Here is a 14,209-nt window from a genome sequence, read left to right as displayed (position 1 = left end):
TCGGGGCCCCGGGAGAGTCTCGTACGCTTCGCGCCCGTGAGAGCCCTGCGTCGATTCACCGTCCGTGCCCAGCTGCCCGCCCAGCTCGCCCCGCTGCAGACGCTGGCCACGAACCTGCGCTGGACCTGGCATGCCCCGACCCGGGACCTGTTCGCCTCGCTGGACCCCGAGGCCTGGCAGCGCTGCGGGCAGGACCCGGTCCGGCTCCTCGGCGAGATCCCCAGCTCCCGGCTCGCCGAGCTGGCCTCCGACGCCGAGACCGTCGTGACCGTGCGCGAGCTCTCCGACGAGCTCGACGAGTACCTGTCCGGCCCGCGCTGGTACCAGGACAACCGCGACGACACCCCCGACCTGCCGGGCGCGATCGCCTACTTCTCGATGGAGTTCGGCGTCTCGGAGGTGCTCCCGAACTACTCCGGCGGGCTCGGCGTGCTGGCCGGCGACCACCTCAAGGCCGCATCCGACCTGGGCGTCCCGCTGATCGCGGTCGGGCTGCTGTACCGGTCGGGCTACTTCCGCCAGTCCCTGTCGCTCGACGGCTGGCAGCTCGAGCACTACCCGGCGCTGGACCCGCAGGGGCTGCCGCTGCAGCTGCTCACCGACGGCAGCGCCGACGAGGTCCCGGTGCACGTCTCGGTCGCGATGCCCGACGACCGGACGCTGACCGCGCGCGTCTGGCAGGCCCAGGTCGGGCGGGTGCCGCTGCTGCTGCTCGACACCGACATCGAGGACAACGACCCGGACCTGCGCGGCATCACCGACCGTCTCTACGGCGGCGACCAGGACCACCGGATCTCCCAGGAGATCCTGATCGGCGTCGGCGGCGTGCGTGCCGTGCGGGCCTACTGCGCCGCCACCGGGCACACCACGCCCGAGGTGTTCCACACCAACGAGGGACACGCCGGGTTCCTGGGCCTGGAGCGGATCCGCGAGCTGTGCGCCGGCGGGGCACCCGCGTCGGCCGGACCGTCCTCGGGGAACGGGTCCGCGCCGCTGGACTTCGACCAGGCGCTGGCCGCGGTCCGCGCCGGCACCGTGTTCACCACGCACACCCCGGTCCCGGCCGGGATCGACCGGTTCGGCCTCGACCTGGTCCGGCGCTACCTCACCGAGCGCCTGCTGCCCGGCCTGCCCACCGACCGGCTGCTGGCCCTCGGCGCCGAGGAGAACCCGGAGACGTTCAACATGGCGCACATGGGCCTGCGCCTGGCCCAGCGCGCGAACGGGGTGTCGCGCCTGCACGGCGCGGTCTCGCGCGGGATGTTCGGCGGGATATGGGCCGGCTTCGACACCGACGAGGTGCCGATCGGCTCGGTCACCAACGGCGTGCACGGCTACACCTGGGAGGCGCGCGAGATCACCGCGCTGCTCGGCGACCCGACGCCCGGCGGGCGCCACCACGCCGGGACCGCGCCGTCCGAGGTCGGCGACGCCGAGCTGTGGGCGCTGCGCAACACGCTGCGCTCGCGCCTGGTCGACGAGGTCCGCCGCCGGGTCCGCGCGGCCTGGCTGGAGCGCGGCGCGTCCACCCCGGAGCTGGGCTGGACCGACCACGTCTTCGACCCGGACGTGCTCACCGTCGGGTTCGCCCGCCGGGTGCCGACCTACAAGCGCCTGACGCTGATGCTCCGCGACCCGGAGCGCCTGCGCAGCCTGCTGCTCGACCCGCACCGCCCGGTGCAGCTGATCGTGGCCGGCAAGTCGCACCCCGCCGACGACGGCGGCAAGGCGCTGATCCAGCAGATCGTCCGGTTCGCCGACGACGCGGGCGTCCGGCACCGGATCGTGTTCCTGCCCGACTACGACATGTCGATGGCCCGCTACCTCTACTGGGGCTGCGACGTCTGGCTGAACAACCCGCTGCGCCCGCTCGAGGCGTGCGGGACATCCGGCATGAAGTCCGCGCTCAACGGCGGGCTCAACCTCTCCATCCGGGACGGCTGGTGGGACGAGCTCTACGACGGCTCCAACGGCTGGGCGATCCCCACCGCGGACGGCGTCGACGACCCGACGCGGCGCGACGACCTGGAGGCGAACGCGCTCTACGAGCTGCTCGCCACCCAGGTGACGCCCGCGTTCTACGACCGCACCGACGGCGTCCCGACCCGCTGGGTGGAGCTGGTCCGGCACACTCTGCAGACCCTGCGCCCGCAGGTGCAGGCCACCCGGATGGTCGGTGAGTACGTCCACGACTGGTACCTCCCGGCCGCCCGCGCCGCCGCGGAGGCCGTCGCCGACGACTACGCCGCAGCCCGCGAGGTGGCCGACTACCGCGCCCGCCTGAACGCGGCGTGGAACAAGCTGCAGATCACCGGCGTGGACGCGTCCGGTCTGCCGGACACCCCGGTCGTCGGGTCGCCGATGACGGTCCGCGCGACCGTCGAGCTGGCCGGCCTGGACCCGGCCGACGTGACGGTCGAGGCGGTCGTGGGCCGGGTGGACGACACCGACGAGCTGGCCGAGCCGACCACGGTCGCGATGGAGCACCGCGGGTCGGACGGCGGCGCGGACCGCTACGAGGTCGTCGTCCCGCTGCCGCACGCCGGGCTGACCGGCTACACGGTGCGGGTCCTGCCCCACCACGAGCACCTGGCCTCGTCCGCGGAGTTGGCGAAGGTGGTCCTGGCGGGGTGAATGCGTCCCGGGGCTGCGGCGGTGTCAGCCGCCGCAGCACCCTCCGCCGCAGCAGCCGCCCCCGCCACCGGACGGAGCCATCGCCGGCCGCGGCGCCGCCCCTGAGCCTGCGGAGCGACCGCCCAGGGAGATGGTCGAGAGCAGCTTGACGGTGTCGGCGTGCCCGGCGGGGCAGTCCGCCGGGTCGCCGGAGGCCGACATCGGCCGGTCCACGTCGAACGTCGACGCGCACACCCGACAGCGGAACTCGTACCGAGGCATGCCGGTCAGATTACGCCCGGCCGGCACTCGTGAACCAGGACGAGCGCGCCACGCTCGTCGTGATTCACGAGTGTCGTGCTTCAGCGGCTGCGGAGGAGCTGGACGGAGCGGGGCGGCAGGGTGAGGGTCGAGCCGGCCTCGACCGTCGTCGGGTTCGCGGGGCGGCCGTCGGCGGTGGTGGTGTCCAGGACCGGGTCGAAGCCGTGCTCGGCCGGCAGCACGCAGTCGACGGGCTCACCGCCGGAGTGCAGGAGCAGCAGCCAGTAGTCCGCCAGGAGCACCACGAGCGTCCGGGTGCCGCCGTCGTGCCAGTCCCCGTTGTCCATCGGGCGACCGGACGGGTGCCACCACAGCACCTCGCCGTCGACGTAGAACTGGTCGCGGTGCAGCACCGGCGACTCCCGGCGCAGCTCGGCGACCCGCGCGGTGAACGCGGCCAGCGCCTCGCTCTCGTCGGTGGCGGTCCAGTCCACCCAGGACGTCTCGTCGTCGCGGCAGTAGGCGTTGTTGTTGCCGCCCTGGGTACGCCAGCGCTCGTCGCCGCCGACGAGCATCGGCGTGCCGACCGAGAGCAGCAGCGTGGCCAGCATCGCCCGCGCCGTCGACAGGCGCGACCGGCGGATCTCGTCGGAGTCGGTGGGGCCCTCGACACCGAAGTTCTGCGACCGGTTGTCGTCGGTCCCGTCCCGGTTGCCCTCGCCGTTGCCCTCGTTGTGCTTGCGCTCGTAGGAGACCAGGTCGCGCAGGGTGAACCCGTCGTGCGCGGTGACGAAGTTGACCGACGCCCACGGCCGCCGCCCGGAGGAGCCGTAGATGTCCGAGCTGCCGGTCGTGCGCGACGCGAGCTCGGCGATCCCGCCCTGCCCGCGCCAGAAGTCGCGCACGGCGTCGCGGTAGCGCCCGTTCCACTCCGACCACGCGACACCGAAACCGCCGACGCGGTAGCCCTCGCCGGTCGCGTCCCACGGCTCGGCGATCAGCTTGCAGGTCGAGAGGATCGGGTCCTGGGCGATCGCGGTGAGCAGCGCCGAGCTGGGGTCGAACGCCCCGGAGCGCGGCCGCCCGAGCACGCTGGCCAGGTCGATCCGGAACCCGTCCACGCCGAAGGCCTGCACCCAGTGCCGCAGCGCGTCGCAGATCAGGCGGATCACGGTCGGCGACCCGGCGTCGAGCGTGTTGCCGGTACCGGTGATGTCATTGTCGTGCCCGGAGCCGCCCAGCGAGTAGTAGGCCGGGGCGTCCAGGCCGCGGTAGGAGATCGTCGTGCCGCCGACGCCGCCCTCGCAGGTGTGGTTCGGGACGACGTCGAGGATCACCTCGATCCCGGCCGCGTGCAGCGTGTCGACCATGGTCCGGAACTCGGTCAGCTCGGCGCCGGGCACGCTCGCGTAGCCCGGGTGCGGGGCGAGGAAACCCAGCGTGGAGTAGCCCCAGTAGTTGACCGCGCCGCGCTCGAGCAGCGGCGGCTCGTCGGCGATCGCGTTCACCGGCAGCAGCTCGACGGCGGTCACCCCGATCCGGCGCAGGTGCTCGACGACCGACGGGTGCGCGAGCCCGAGATAGGTCCCGCGCTGCTCGGGGGGCACGTCGGGATGGAGCCGGGTGTAGCCGCGCACGTGCAGCTCGCAGATCACCGTGTCCGACCACGGCACGTCCGGGCGGGGCCGCACCGGCACCCCGTCCGGGGCCACCACCACGGACAGGGGGACGTGCCCGAGCGAGTTGACGGTGCTGGGCCGGCCGGTCATCGGGTCGTCCACCCAGCCGCGCGCGGCGTCGAGGTCGGTGACCCGTCCGGTGACCTGCTTCGCGTACGGGTCGACGAGGATCTTCTGCGGGTTCGCCCGCACGCCCTGGAACGGCCGGTAGGGCCCGTGCACCCGGAACCCGTAGCGCTGCCCGGGCCGGACACCGGGCACGTACCCGTGCCACACCCCGAACGTGTGCTCGCCGAGCTCGACCCGGCGCTCGGTCAGATCACCCGGCCCCCCATCGGACGGGCCGTCGACCAGGCAGACCTCGACCACCTCCGCGCTGGTGGAGGCCACGGCGAAGCGCGTTCCGTGATCGTCGGGATGGGCACCCAAGGGGAAGACCGGCACGATCGGCCAGGATAGGGGTGTGGCCACTCCCGGAACCCCGCCCGCGCCCGGCGTCACACCGACCGACACGGATTTCGACGATCTCGTGATCGCGATGGACGGTGTGGCCGTCCGGCGCGGTCCCGCCGTCCTGCTCGATCACGTCGACTGGCGGGTCGAGCTGGACGAACGATGGGTCGTGCTCGGCCCGAATGGCGCCGGCAAGACCACCCTGCTGCGCCTGGCCGGCGCCGAGATGCACCCCACCGCCGGGACCGTGCACGTCCTCGGCGAGCGGATCGGGCGGGTCAACCTGTTCGAGCTGCGGCCCCGGATCGGCCTGACCTCGGCGAACCTCGGCGTCCGCGTGCCCGGCGACGAGATCGTCTCGGACGTCGTGGTCAGCGCCGGGTACGGCGTGCTCGGCCGCTGGCGCGAGGCCTACGACACCCAGGACACCGAGCGCGCCCGGCACCTGCTCGACACCCTCGGGATGGGCAGGCTCGTCGACCGCGCCTACGGGACGCTGTCCGAGGGCGAGCGCAAGCGCACCCTGATCGCCCGCGCGCTGATGACCGACCCGGAGCTGCTCCTGCTCGACGAGCCCGCGGCCGGCCTCGACCTCGGCGGTCGCGAGGACCTGGTGTCGCGGCTGTCCACCCTCGCCCTCGACCCGGAGGCCCCGGCATCGGTGCTGGTCACCCACCACGTCGAGGAGATCCCGCCCGGCTACACCCACGGCATGCTGCTGCGCGACGGCCGGGTGATCGCCGCCGGTCTCCTCGACGACGTCCTCACCGACGAGTCCCTCACCGACACCTTCGGTCTTCCCCTGCAGGTGGCCCGCCGCCGAGGCCGCTACACAGCCTGGCGCCGGGACTGACGCGGACACCCCCACCCACACCCCGCTCGCAGCCGCGTTGTGGAGCCATAACGCGCTGGCGCGGCGCTCGCAGGCGCGTCATGGCTCCACAACGCGAGGGGGGTGGGCCGCGTTAGGGTCCGCTCGTGACCGAATTCGTGAGCCTGTCCGTGGACGACGGCGTCGGGACCATCCGGATCGACCGGCCGCCGATGAACGCGTTGAACCGCCAGATCCAGCAGGAGCTGCTGACCGTCTCCGAGGAGGCGGACACCCGCGCCGACGTGCGCGCCGTCGTCGTCTACGGCGGGGAGAAGACGTTCGCCGCAGGGGCGGACGTCAAGGAGATGGCGACCATGTCGTACTCGGACATGGCCCCGGTCGCCCGGAAGCTCTCGGCCGGCCTCGGCGCGATCTCCACGATCGCCAAGCCGACCGTGGCCGCGCTGACCGGCTACGCACTGGGTGGCGGGCTGGAGGTCGTGCTCGGAGCGGACCGCCGGATCGCCGGGGAGAACGCGAAGCTCGGGTTCCCGGAGATCCTGCTCGGGATCTTCCCGGGCGGCGGCGGAACCCAGCGCCTGGCCCGCCTGATCGGACCGTCCCGGGCCAAGGACCTGATCTACACCGGGCGGATGGTCTCGGCCGAGGAGGCGCTCGCGATCGGCCTGGTCGACGAGGTCGTCCCGGCCGACGAGGTGTACTCCCGATCGGTCGCCTACGCCGCGCAGTTCACGGCCGGCCCGGCGCTCGCACTGGCCGCGGCCAAGAAGGCGATCGACGGCGGCCTGGACACCGACCTGCGCACCGGCCTGGACATCGAGTCCGAGCTGTTCGCCGGCGTGTTCGCCAGCGACGATGCCAAGGCCGGCATGGAGTCGTTCGTGCAGAACGGCCCGGGCAAGGCCACGTTCACCGGGCGATAGGGAACATCACCACCGGCCCGGTCGGATGTCGCGAGCGGCTATCCGACCGGGCCGTCGCCGTGTCGGGGTCCGACACCTCGACGGGACCACCCAGGGAGTAGATCCACGAGCGGCAGGTCCACCGGGAACGGGACGTCGGCCACCAGCCGCTCGACCGGGCAGTCCAGCTCCCGGTACCCGCCCGCGCCGTCCGGTCCGTAGCGACGGGCCCGGATCGGGCCGAGCTCGATCCGCCAGAAGGACGGGATGCCGTGCGAGGCGTAGATCGCGGGTTTGACCACTCGGTCCTCCACGTGCGAGCCGGGCGACTCGATCTCGACGGCGAGCACCACCTCGAACGGCGCGAAGAAGTGCCGCTCGGGCTCCTGGGACCGCACCACCAGAAGATCGGGGATCCGGGTGAGGTTGCGCCCGAAACGGATCTCGACCGCCTGAGTCACCGCGAGGTCTGGAGGTGAGGTGGCATCGAGTCGGGCGAAGAGCAACCCGGACACCGACTGATGCAGGCTGGAGGGTGAGGGCGACATCGTGAGCGCTCCGTCGGTCAGTTCGAAGCGCTCGTGCGACTCCGGCCAACGGTCGAGGTCATCGACCGTCCAGCCGTCGGCCGGTCGTGCGAGCTGGTGCGGCTCACTCACCTGGTCCGTCATGGCGCTCATGGTCCCACCTTGACGGAGGGGTCCGAGAGTTCTGCCCGGTCGGAGCCTCTGCGATGCTCCTACCCATGAGTACGGACCCGGCCCCCACCCCGCACGCGACCGAGGAGCAGGTCGAGGCCGCCTGGGGTGATCCGAAGCTCGCCAACGTGCTCTACCACGACTGGGAGGCCGGGACCTACGACGAGAAGTGGTCGATCAGCTACGACGAGCGCTGCATCGACTACGCCGCCGGACGGTTCCGCCTGGCCGCACCGTGGGACGGCCGCCCGTACCTGCGGGCACTGGAGCTCGGCAGCGGCACCGGGTTCTTCCTGCTCAACCTCATGCAGGCCGGGGTGGCCGACCGCGGGGCGGTGACCGACCTGTCCCCGGGCATGGTCGAGGCGGCGCTGCGCAACGCCGCCCACCTGGGCCTCGACGTCGAGGGCAAGGTCGCCGACGCCGAGCGGATCCCCTATCCCGACGACAGCTTCGACCTGGTCGTCGGGCACGCCGTGCTGCACCACATCCCGGACGTCGAGGCCGCGCTGCGCGAGGTGCTCCGGGTGCTCGAGCCGGGCGGGCGGTTCGTGTTCGCCGGCGAGCCGACGACCGTCGGTGACGCCTACGCCCGCACGCTCGGGCAGTGGACCTGGAAGGCGACCACCGCCGTCACGAAGCTGCCGGGACTGACCGGCTGGCGGCGCCCGCAGCACGAGCTCGACGAGTCCTCGCGCGCGGCGGCGCTGGAGTCGGTCGTCGACATCCACACGTTCGACCCGGACGAGCTCGAGGGCACCGCACGCCGCGCCGGCGCGAACGACGTCCGCGTGGCGACCGAGGAGTTCAGCGCCGCGATGCTGGGCTGGCCGGTGCGCACGTTCGAGGCCGCCGTCCCGCCCGGGCGGCTCGGCTGGAACTGGGCGATGTTCGCCTTCCACGGCTGGCGGCGGCTGTCCTGGGTGGACGAGCACCTGCTGTCCCGGGTGGTCCCGCGCTCCTGGTTCTACAACGCTCTGGTCACCGGGACGAAGCCGCGATGACTTCGGCGGAACGGCTCCGCAGCGCGATGACCCGCGTCACACTCGACGACGTGGAGCATCCGCTGGAGCCGTTCTGGCGCGGCATCATCGCCTACCGGGTGCTGACCCTGGTCACCGTCATCGCGGTGACGCTCTACCACCTCCCCGGCTACACCTCGATGGTCGGCGCCGCCGCGGTGCTGGCCGCGATGACCGTCTGGACCGGGGTGACGTCCTGGGGCTACCTCGGGGGCCTGCCCGGCGCGCCGGACCGTCGTGGACGGCTGGCGCTGGCCGACCTGGTGGCGTCCTGCGCGGCGATGGCGACCACACCGCTGATCGTCACCGACGCGGCGCTCGACCTCGGCCAGCCGGGGATGGGCTCGATCTGGACGTCCGGCTCGGTGCTGGCCTGTGCGGTCGCCTACCGGGTGCGCGGCGGCGTGGCCGCGGCACTGGTGATCTCGGCGGCGCTGGTGCTGTCCAAGCAGCGTTTCGGGGTGCTCGAGCTCGGCGACGTCGAGCTGCTGGTGCTGGCCGGGCTGACCGTCGGGTTCGCCTCCCGGGTGCTGACCCGCACCGCCGCCCGGCTGCGCCGCCTGGCCGCCGAGCAGGCCGCCGACGCCGAACGCGAGCGCCTCACCCGCTCCATCCACGACGGCGTCCTGCAGGTACTGGCGCACGTGCAGCGCCGCGGCTCGGAGATCGGCGGCGGGGCGGCCGAGCTGGGCACGCTGGCCGGGGAGCAGGAGGTCGCGCTGCGCACGCTGCTCACCGGCGGTGCCGGCAACTCCGACGCATCCGGGCGCCGCGACCTCGGTGCCGCGCTGCGCACGCTGTCCTCGCCACGGGTCACTGTCTCCGCCCCGGCGCACGCCCTCGAGCTCGCCGCACCGACCGTCGACGAGATCGAGGCCGCCGTGCGGGCGGCACTGGCCAACGTCGTGGTACACGCCGGACCGGACGCCCGGGCCTGGGTCCTGGTCGAGGAGCTGGGCGACGCGCTGGAGGTGAGCGTGCGCGACGACGGCCCCGGCATCCCGGAGGGCCGGCTGGCCGAGGCGGAGGCGGAGGGCCGCCTCGGCGTGGCGCGCTCGATCCGCGGCCGGGTCGAGCAGCTGGGTGGCACGCTGACCCTGGACACGGGTCCGGACCGCGGGACCGAATGGGTGCTGCGGGTGGCCCGGACGGACGGCGCCCGCCCCGGTGAGATCCGGCGCCGCTGACGGCGCGGGCCGGCCGTCGAGGGAAGGGGACGTCGCGATGGCGGACGAGCAGGCGGTGCGGGTGATGGTGGTCGACGACCACCCGATATGGCGCGAGGGCGTCGCCCGCGACCTCACCGACCGGGGCTGCGAGGTCGTGGCCACCGCACCGGACGGCCCGGCCGCCGTCCGGATCGCGTCCGCCGTGCGCCCGGACGTCGTGCTGATGGACCTCAACCTGGGCGCGACGTCCGGGGTGGACGCGATCGGCGAGATCATGGGCCGGCTCCCGGACACCCGGATCCTGGTCCTGTCGGCGAGCGGCGAGCACGCCGACGTGCTGGAGGCGGTGAAGGCGGGCGCCACCGGCTACCTGGTGAAGTCGGCCGGGGTGGACGAGCTGCTCGACGCCGTGCGGCGCACCGCCCGCGGCGTCGCGGTGTTCACCCCGGGGCTGGCCGGGCTGGTGCTGGGGGAGTTCCGGCGGATGGCCGACGCCCCCGCCCGCCCGCAGGGGGAACCCGCCGTGCCCGCGCTGACCGAGCGCGAGACCGAGGTGCTGCGGCTGGTGGCCAAGGGCCTGACCGCGAAGCAGATCGGCGAGCGGCTGGTCGTCTCGCACCGCACCGTCGAGAGCCACATCCAGAACACGCTGCGCAAGCTGCAGCTGCACAACCGGTCCCAGCTCGTCCGGTACGCGATCGAGCAGGGCCTCGCCGACGACGACTGACGGCGGGACCCGCCGGCACCCTCCGAGCCACGACGGCGCGTCTGCGAAAGCGATTACCGCCGATCGGTGGCATGCTGGTTGATCCGTCGGCTTTGGCGGGAAACGGACACGGCGGGGGAATCGGCACGGTGGAGCACGACCAGTCCATCGCCGCCATCGCCGTCGTCGTCGTCGGACGCCCGCCCGTGCCGTCGACGGTCCGGGTGCTCGACACCCCGGAGGCGACCGGCCTGGCCGCCTCCGTCGCCCGGCACCGGCCCCAAATGATCATAATCGACCTGGACGCCGGACGCGACGCGGGCGTGGTCGCCATCGCGACCCTGGTGACCCGCTCGCCCGAGGTGCCGATCGTGGCCTCGTCGGCCGCGGCCGAGCACTCGACCGTCCTCGACGCCGTGCGCGCCGGCGCCACCGGCTACGCGGTCGGGGCGGACGAGACGACGATGGCCGGCATCGTCGCCGCCGTCGCCGACGGCCGCCCGGCGTTCAGCCCGGGCCTGGCCGGGGTGGTGCTCGACGCCGTCGCAGGCCCCGCCGTGGCGAGCGCGCCGCCGTTGAGCCCGCGCGAGTCCGACGTGCTGCGCCTGGTGGTGGAGGGGCTCACCGCCCGTCAGATCGCGGGACGCCTGGTGCTCTCGCCGCGCACCGTGGAGAACCACGTCCAGCGGCTGCTGCGCAAGTTCGGCGTCCCCGGCCGCGGCGCGCTGGTCCGCTACGCGATCGAGCACGGTCTCGCCTGACTGCTCGCGGAGGTCGCCGCCGGAGCGGCGACCTCCCCTCACGGGTGCGACAGCAGGCGGGACAGGACGGCGTCCAGGACGGCCGGGACGTCCGCGTCGAGCGCCACCTCGACCCGCGGGCCGTCCGCGTCCGGCCGGTGGTCGGCGACGGTGGCGCCGCGGGCCGGGCCGAGCTCGCAGGCCACCTGCACCGGCAGCGGCGTGCAGCGCAGCGACCCGGGCGCGACGCACTCCAGCAGCGCCAGCGCGTCGTGCATCGCGACGGCGTCGCGGCCGTGGTCGGCCCGGTAGAACGCGTGGTAGGGCTCGATCATCGCGGCCAGCTCGGTGCAGACCGGGTCGGCCGCGGCCAGGCGCGCCAGCCACGGCGTGCCGACCATGCAGCGCAGCGTCAGGTCCAGCGGCACCAGCGTCACCGGCACCTGTGCCTGGGTGAGCACGCGGTGCGCGGCCTCCGGGTCGATGTGCACGTTGAACTCGGCCGCCCCGGTGATGTTGCCGACGCCCAGCGCTCCGCCCATGACGACGACCCGGCTGATCCGCTCGACCAGCTCCGGGTGCGTGGCCAGCAGCAGCGCGGTGTCGGTGAGCGGTCCGATCGAGGCGATCGTGACCGGCTCGCCGGCGGAACGCAGCACGTCGGCCATCAGGTCGACGCCGGCCCGCGGGTCCAGCGGTGCCAGGCCGGGCAGCGCGTCCGAGCGACCGCCCAGGCCGTCCACGCCGTGCACGTGGCCTGCCCGCACCGGGCCCTCGTGCACCAGCGGGCGGTCCGCGCCCGCGGCCACCGGGACGTCCGCGCGCCCGGTCAGCGCGAGCAGCCTGCGGGCGTTGAGCAGCGTCTGCTCGCGCCCGACGTTGCCGAACGCCGCGACGACGGCGCGCACGTCGACCTCGGGGCTGCGCAGCGCGAGCACCAGCGCGACCGCGTCGTCCACCCCGGGGTCGGTGTCGATGATCAGCGGTGTCGGCACCCGCTCCCCTCCCGCTCCGGTCGTGATCCGTTGTCGCCGACCAGCATGCCCCAGCGCCGGTGGCCCCTACGATCGGCCGGGTGCAGCGGAGCGGCAACGCGGTCGTCGTGGTCGGGGCGGTCAACGTGGACCTGGTGGTGGCGGCACGGCGGCTGCCCGGGCCGGGGGAGACGGTCGTCGGCGGGGACCTGGCGCGCTACGGCGGCGGCAAGGGCGCGAACGCGGCGGTGGCCGCGGCCCGGGCCGGCGCGACGGTGGAGCTCCTCGGCGCCGTCGGCGACGACGCGGAGGGCACCGGTGCCGTCGACGAGCTGCGCGCCGAGGGCGTCGGGACCGGCGGGGTCGCGCGCCTGGACGGCGTCCCGACCGGGGTGGCGCTGATCGTCACCGACGACGCGGGGGAGAACCAGATCGCGGTCGGGGCCGGTGCGAACGCCCGGGTGGACGCGGCGGCCGTGCGCGCCGCCGTCGACGGGGCCCCGGATCGGATCGGGTGCGTGCTGGTCAGCACGGAGATCCCGGACGGCGCGGTCGTCGCCGCCGTCCGCGCGGCCGGTGCGGCGGGCCTGACGTGCGTGCTGAACCCGGCACCGGTGACCGCCGCCGTGCTGGAGCTGCTCGACGACCGCCCGGTGCTGACGCCGAACCGCTCCGAGCTGGCCGAGCTGCACCGCCGCGTCGGGCTGCCGGATCTCGCGCCGTCGGACGCCGGTCGGTCGGGCGCCGGGCAGCCGGACGCCGGGGACGTCGCGTCGCGGGCGACCGCGCTGGCCGGGCGGACCGGGGCGCCGGTCGTGGTCACCCTCGGCGGGGACGGTGCGCTGCTGGCCCACCCGGACGGCTCGACGCACGAGATCGCGGCCGGCGTGGCGCGGGTCCGCGACAGCACCGGCGCCGGGGACACGTTCAACGGCGTGCTGGCCGCCGGGCTCGCCGCGGGCCGCTCGCTGGCCGAGGCCGCCGCGACGGCGGTGACCGCGGCGTCGCTGTCGGTCGCCTCCGAGGGCGCTCGGACCGGGATGCCCCGAGCCGAGGCGATCGAGGCCGCGCTCCGGGCCTGAGCGCCGGGCCCGGGCCGCTACTCGCTGCGGGTCGGCTCGTCCTCGTCGTCGGCGTCCATCTCGCGGGCGGCGCGGTCGGTCGCGCCGGAGTCCCCGGACGAGGTCGACGAGCCTGCCGGGCGCGGGTTGCCGTCCTTGTCCCGGTCGTCGCGGACGGTGCCCGCCTCGGAGCCGGTGACCTCGCCGGTCCCGACGTCGGTGCCGTCGTCCGGGCGGTCTCGCGGGTCTGCGTCGGGTGTGGTCATCTGATCGCCTCCGTGTCGTGGCGCGCCCGGCGGAGCTGCCTGGCCGCGGTCCTGGGGTGGCCGCGGTCCAGGGTGGCCGGGTTGCCGCGGCCCAGGGGCGGCCGCGGTCTGGGGAGCAGGTACCCGTCGGTGGTGCCGGGCAACCCCCATAGGGTCGACGGCCATGAGCACGACGTGGGACCGGGTGCGCGGCCGCGACCCCGAGCAGGCCCGGCTGTTCGGCCGTGACTCGCTGCGCTGGGTGCTGCGCAACCGCGCGTACACGCCCTGGTACCTGCTGCGGTACTGGCGGCTGCTGAAGCTGCGCATCACCCACCCGCACGTGGTGCTGCGCGGGATGGTGTTCCTCGGGCGCGGGGTGCAGATCGAGGCCCGGCGCGGGTTCGGCCGCCTGGAGATCGGGCGCTGGGTGCACATCGGCGACGGCACGTCGCTGCGCTGTCACGAGGGCTCGATGCGGATCGGCGACAAGGTCGTGTTCGGCCGCGACAACACCGTCAACTGCTACCTCGACGTCGAGATCGGCGCGGCGACGCTGGTCGCGGACTGGGTCTACGTCACCGACTTCGACCACGTCACCGCCGACGTGCACCGTCCGATCAAGGACCAGGGCATCACCAAGACGCCGGTGCGGATCGGTCCGGAGTGCTGGCTCGGGGTCAAGACCTCGGTGCTGCGCGGCACCCGGATCGGGCAGGGCTCGGTGCTCGGTGCGCACGCCGTCGCCCGCGGCGACCTGCCCGCCTACGCGATCGCCGTCGGCACCCCGGCGCGCGTCGTCCGCGACCGCCGGGCCGACTACGAGGCCGCGGCCACCGAACGCGCGGCGA

The 14,209-nt window shown here is 74.2% G+C and carries 14 protein-coding genes; 9 read left to right on the top strand and 5 right to left on the bottom strand.

Annotated elements, in window-relative coordinates; translation table 11 throughout:
* Positions 1 to 36: 36 nt before the first annotated feature.
* Positions 37 to 2,634 carry an alpha-glucan family phosphorylase gene (glgP, locus tag I4I78_RS06705; protein WP_218610323.1) on the top strand — a complete coding sequence of 866 codons (2,598 nt, stop codon included), beginning with the start codon at positions 37 to 39 and terminating at the stop codon, positions 2,632 to 2,634.
* A 24-nt stretch (positions 2,635 to 2,658) separates the two neighbouring features.
* Here the strand turns inward: glgP and I4I78_RS06700 are convergent, their stop codons facing one another.
* Both I4I78_RS06700 and glgX read right to left on the bottom strand, forming a co-directional pair.
* A complete protein-coding gene (locus I4I78_RS06700; protein WP_218610322.1) occupies positions 2,659 to 2,895 on the bottom strand; it encodes a zinc ribbon domain-containing protein in 237 nt (78 codons plus the stop codon).
* An 80-nt stretch (positions 2,896 to 2,975) separates the two neighbouring features.
* Positions 2,976 to 4,997, bottom strand: coding sequence for a glycogen debranching protein GlgX (gene glgX, locus I4I78_RS06695; RefSeq protein ID WP_218610321.1), 2,022 nt, complete (start codon positions 4,995 to 4,997; stop codon positions 2,976 to 2,978).
* Positions 4,998 to 5,091: 94 nt separating this feature from the next.
* Between glgX and I4I78_RS06690 the strand changes: the two genes are divergently transcribed.
* Positions 5,092 to 5,859 (top strand): ABC transporter ATP-binding protein, encoded by a 768-nt coding sequence (locus I4I78_RS06690; protein ID WP_218610341.1) that lies wholly within the window; start codon positions 5,092 to 5,094, stop codon positions 5,857 to 5,859.
* A 125-nt stretch (positions 5,860 to 5,984) separates the two neighbouring features.
* Positions 5,985 to 6,764, top strand: a complete 780-nt coding sequence (locus I4I78_RS06685; protein ID WP_218610320.1) for an enoyl-CoA hydratase/isomerase family protein — start codon at positions 5,985 to 5,987, stop codon at positions 6,762 to 6,764.
* Between the two features lie 38 nt (positions 6,765 to 6,802).
* Here the strand turns inward: I4I78_RS06685 and I4I78_RS06680 are convergent, their stop codons facing one another.
* On the bottom strand, positions 6,803 to 7,423 hold the full coding sequence (locus I4I78_RS06680) for a Uma2 family endonuclease (protein WP_218610319.1): 621 nt from the start codon (positions 7,421 to 7,423) through the stop codon (positions 6,803 to 6,805).
* Positions 7,424 to 7,488: 65 nt separating this feature from the next.
* Between I4I78_RS06680 and I4I78_RS06675 the strand changes: the two genes are divergently transcribed.
* From I4I78_RS06675 to I4I78_RS33705, 4 genes are all read left to right on the top strand, one after another.
* A complete protein-coding gene (locus I4I78_RS06675) occupies positions 7,489 to 8,445 on the top strand; it encodes a class I SAM-dependent methyltransferase (RefSeq protein ID WP_218610318.1) in 957 nt (318 codons plus the stop codon).
* Positions 8,442 to 9,650 (top strand): MacS family sensor histidine kinase, encoded by a 1,209-nt coding sequence (gene macS / locus I4I78_RS06670; RefSeq protein ID WP_218610317.1) that lies wholly within the window; start codon positions 8,442 to 8,444, stop codon positions 9,648 to 9,650. Before I4I78_RS06675 ends, macS begins: the two co-directional genes overlap by 4 nt.
* Positions 9,651 to 9,687: 37 nt before the next feature.
* Positions 9,688 to 10,359 (top strand): response regulator transcription factor, encoded by a 672-nt coding sequence (locus tag I4I78_RS06665; protein WP_218610316.1) that lies wholly within the window; start codon positions 9,688 to 9,690, stop codon positions 10,357 to 10,359.
* A gap of 128 nt (positions 10,360 to 10,487) precedes the next feature.
* Positions 10,488 to 11,099, top strand: a complete 612-nt coding sequence (locus I4I78_RS33705) for a DNA-binding response regulator (RefSeq protein ID WP_218610315.1) — start codon at positions 10,488 to 10,490, stop codon at positions 11,097 to 11,099.
* Between the two features lie 38 nt (positions 11,100 to 11,137).
* Here the strand turns inward: I4I78_RS33705 and I4I78_RS06655 are convergent, their stop codons facing one another.
* Entirely contained in the window at positions 11,138 to 12,073 is a 936-nt protein-coding gene (locus I4I78_RS06655) for a nucleoside hydrolase (protein ID WP_218610314.1), read from the bottom strand.
* Between the two features lie 80 nt (positions 12,074 to 12,153).
* On the opposite strand from I4I78_RS06655, the gene I4I78_RS06650 reads away from it, so the two are divergent.
* The gene (locus I4I78_RS06650) at positions 12,154 to 13,134 is read left to right on the top strand and encodes a PfkB family carbohydrate kinase (RefSeq protein ID WP_308251938.1); all 981 of its coding nucleotides are present in this window, start codon (positions 12,154 to 12,156) and stop codon (positions 13,132 to 13,134) included.
* A 17-nt stretch (positions 13,135 to 13,151) separates the two neighbouring features.
* On the opposite strand, the gene I4I78_RS06645 is transcribed toward I4I78_RS06650, so the two are convergent.
* Positions 13,152 to 13,379: a hypothetical protein gene (locus I4I78_RS06645; RefSeq protein WP_218610313.1), complete on the bottom strand. Its 228-nt coding sequence runs from the start codon at positions 13,377 to 13,379 to the stop codon at positions 13,152 to 13,154.
* A gap of 163 nt (positions 13,380 to 13,542) precedes the next feature.
* Here I4I78_RS06645 and I4I78_RS06640 point away from each other — a divergent pair.
* Positions 13,543 to 14,209, top strand: a 667-nt coding sequence (locus tag I4I78_RS06640) for an acyltransferase (RefSeq protein ID WP_218610312.1), incomplete at its 3' end; no start/stop codon positions are given.

Source organism: Pseudonocardia sp. KRD291 (assembly GCF_019263595.1).
Classification (GTDB): Bacteria; Actinomycetota; Actinomycetes; order Mycobacteriales; family Pseudonocardiaceae; genus Pseudonocardia.
Note: the sequence above shows the minus strand (reverse complement) of the source record. Positions and strands in the feature narration are given on the sequence as shown.

Coding starts and splice junctions, on each gene's coding strand:
- I4I78_RS06700 (WP_218610322.1), bottom strand. CDS start 2,895: ATGCCTCGGTACGAGTTCCGCTGTCGGGTGTGCGCGTCGACGTTCGAC.
- I4I78_RS06690 (WP_218610341.1), top strand. CDS start 5,092: ATGGACGGTGTGGCCGTCCGGCGCGGTCCCGCCGTCCTGCTCGATCAC.
- I4I78_RS06680 (WP_218610319.1), bottom strand. CDS start 7,423: ATGAGCGCCATGACGGACCAGGTGAGTGAGCCGCACCAGCTCGCACGA.
- I4I78_RS06675 (WP_218610318.1), top strand. CDS start 7,489: ATGAGTACGGACCCGGCCCCCACCCCGCACGCGACCGAGGAGCAGGTC.
- macS (WP_218610317.1), top strand. CDS start 8,442: ATGACTTCGGCGGAACGGCTCCGCAGCGCGATGACCCGCGTCACACTC.
- I4I78_RS06665 (WP_218610316.1), top strand. CDS start 9,688: ATGGCGGACGAGCAGGCGGTGCGGGTGATGGTGGTCGACGACCACCCG.
- I4I78_RS06645 (WP_218610313.1), bottom strand. CDS start 13,379: ATGACCACACCCGACGCAGACCCGCGAGACCGCCCGGACGACGGCACC.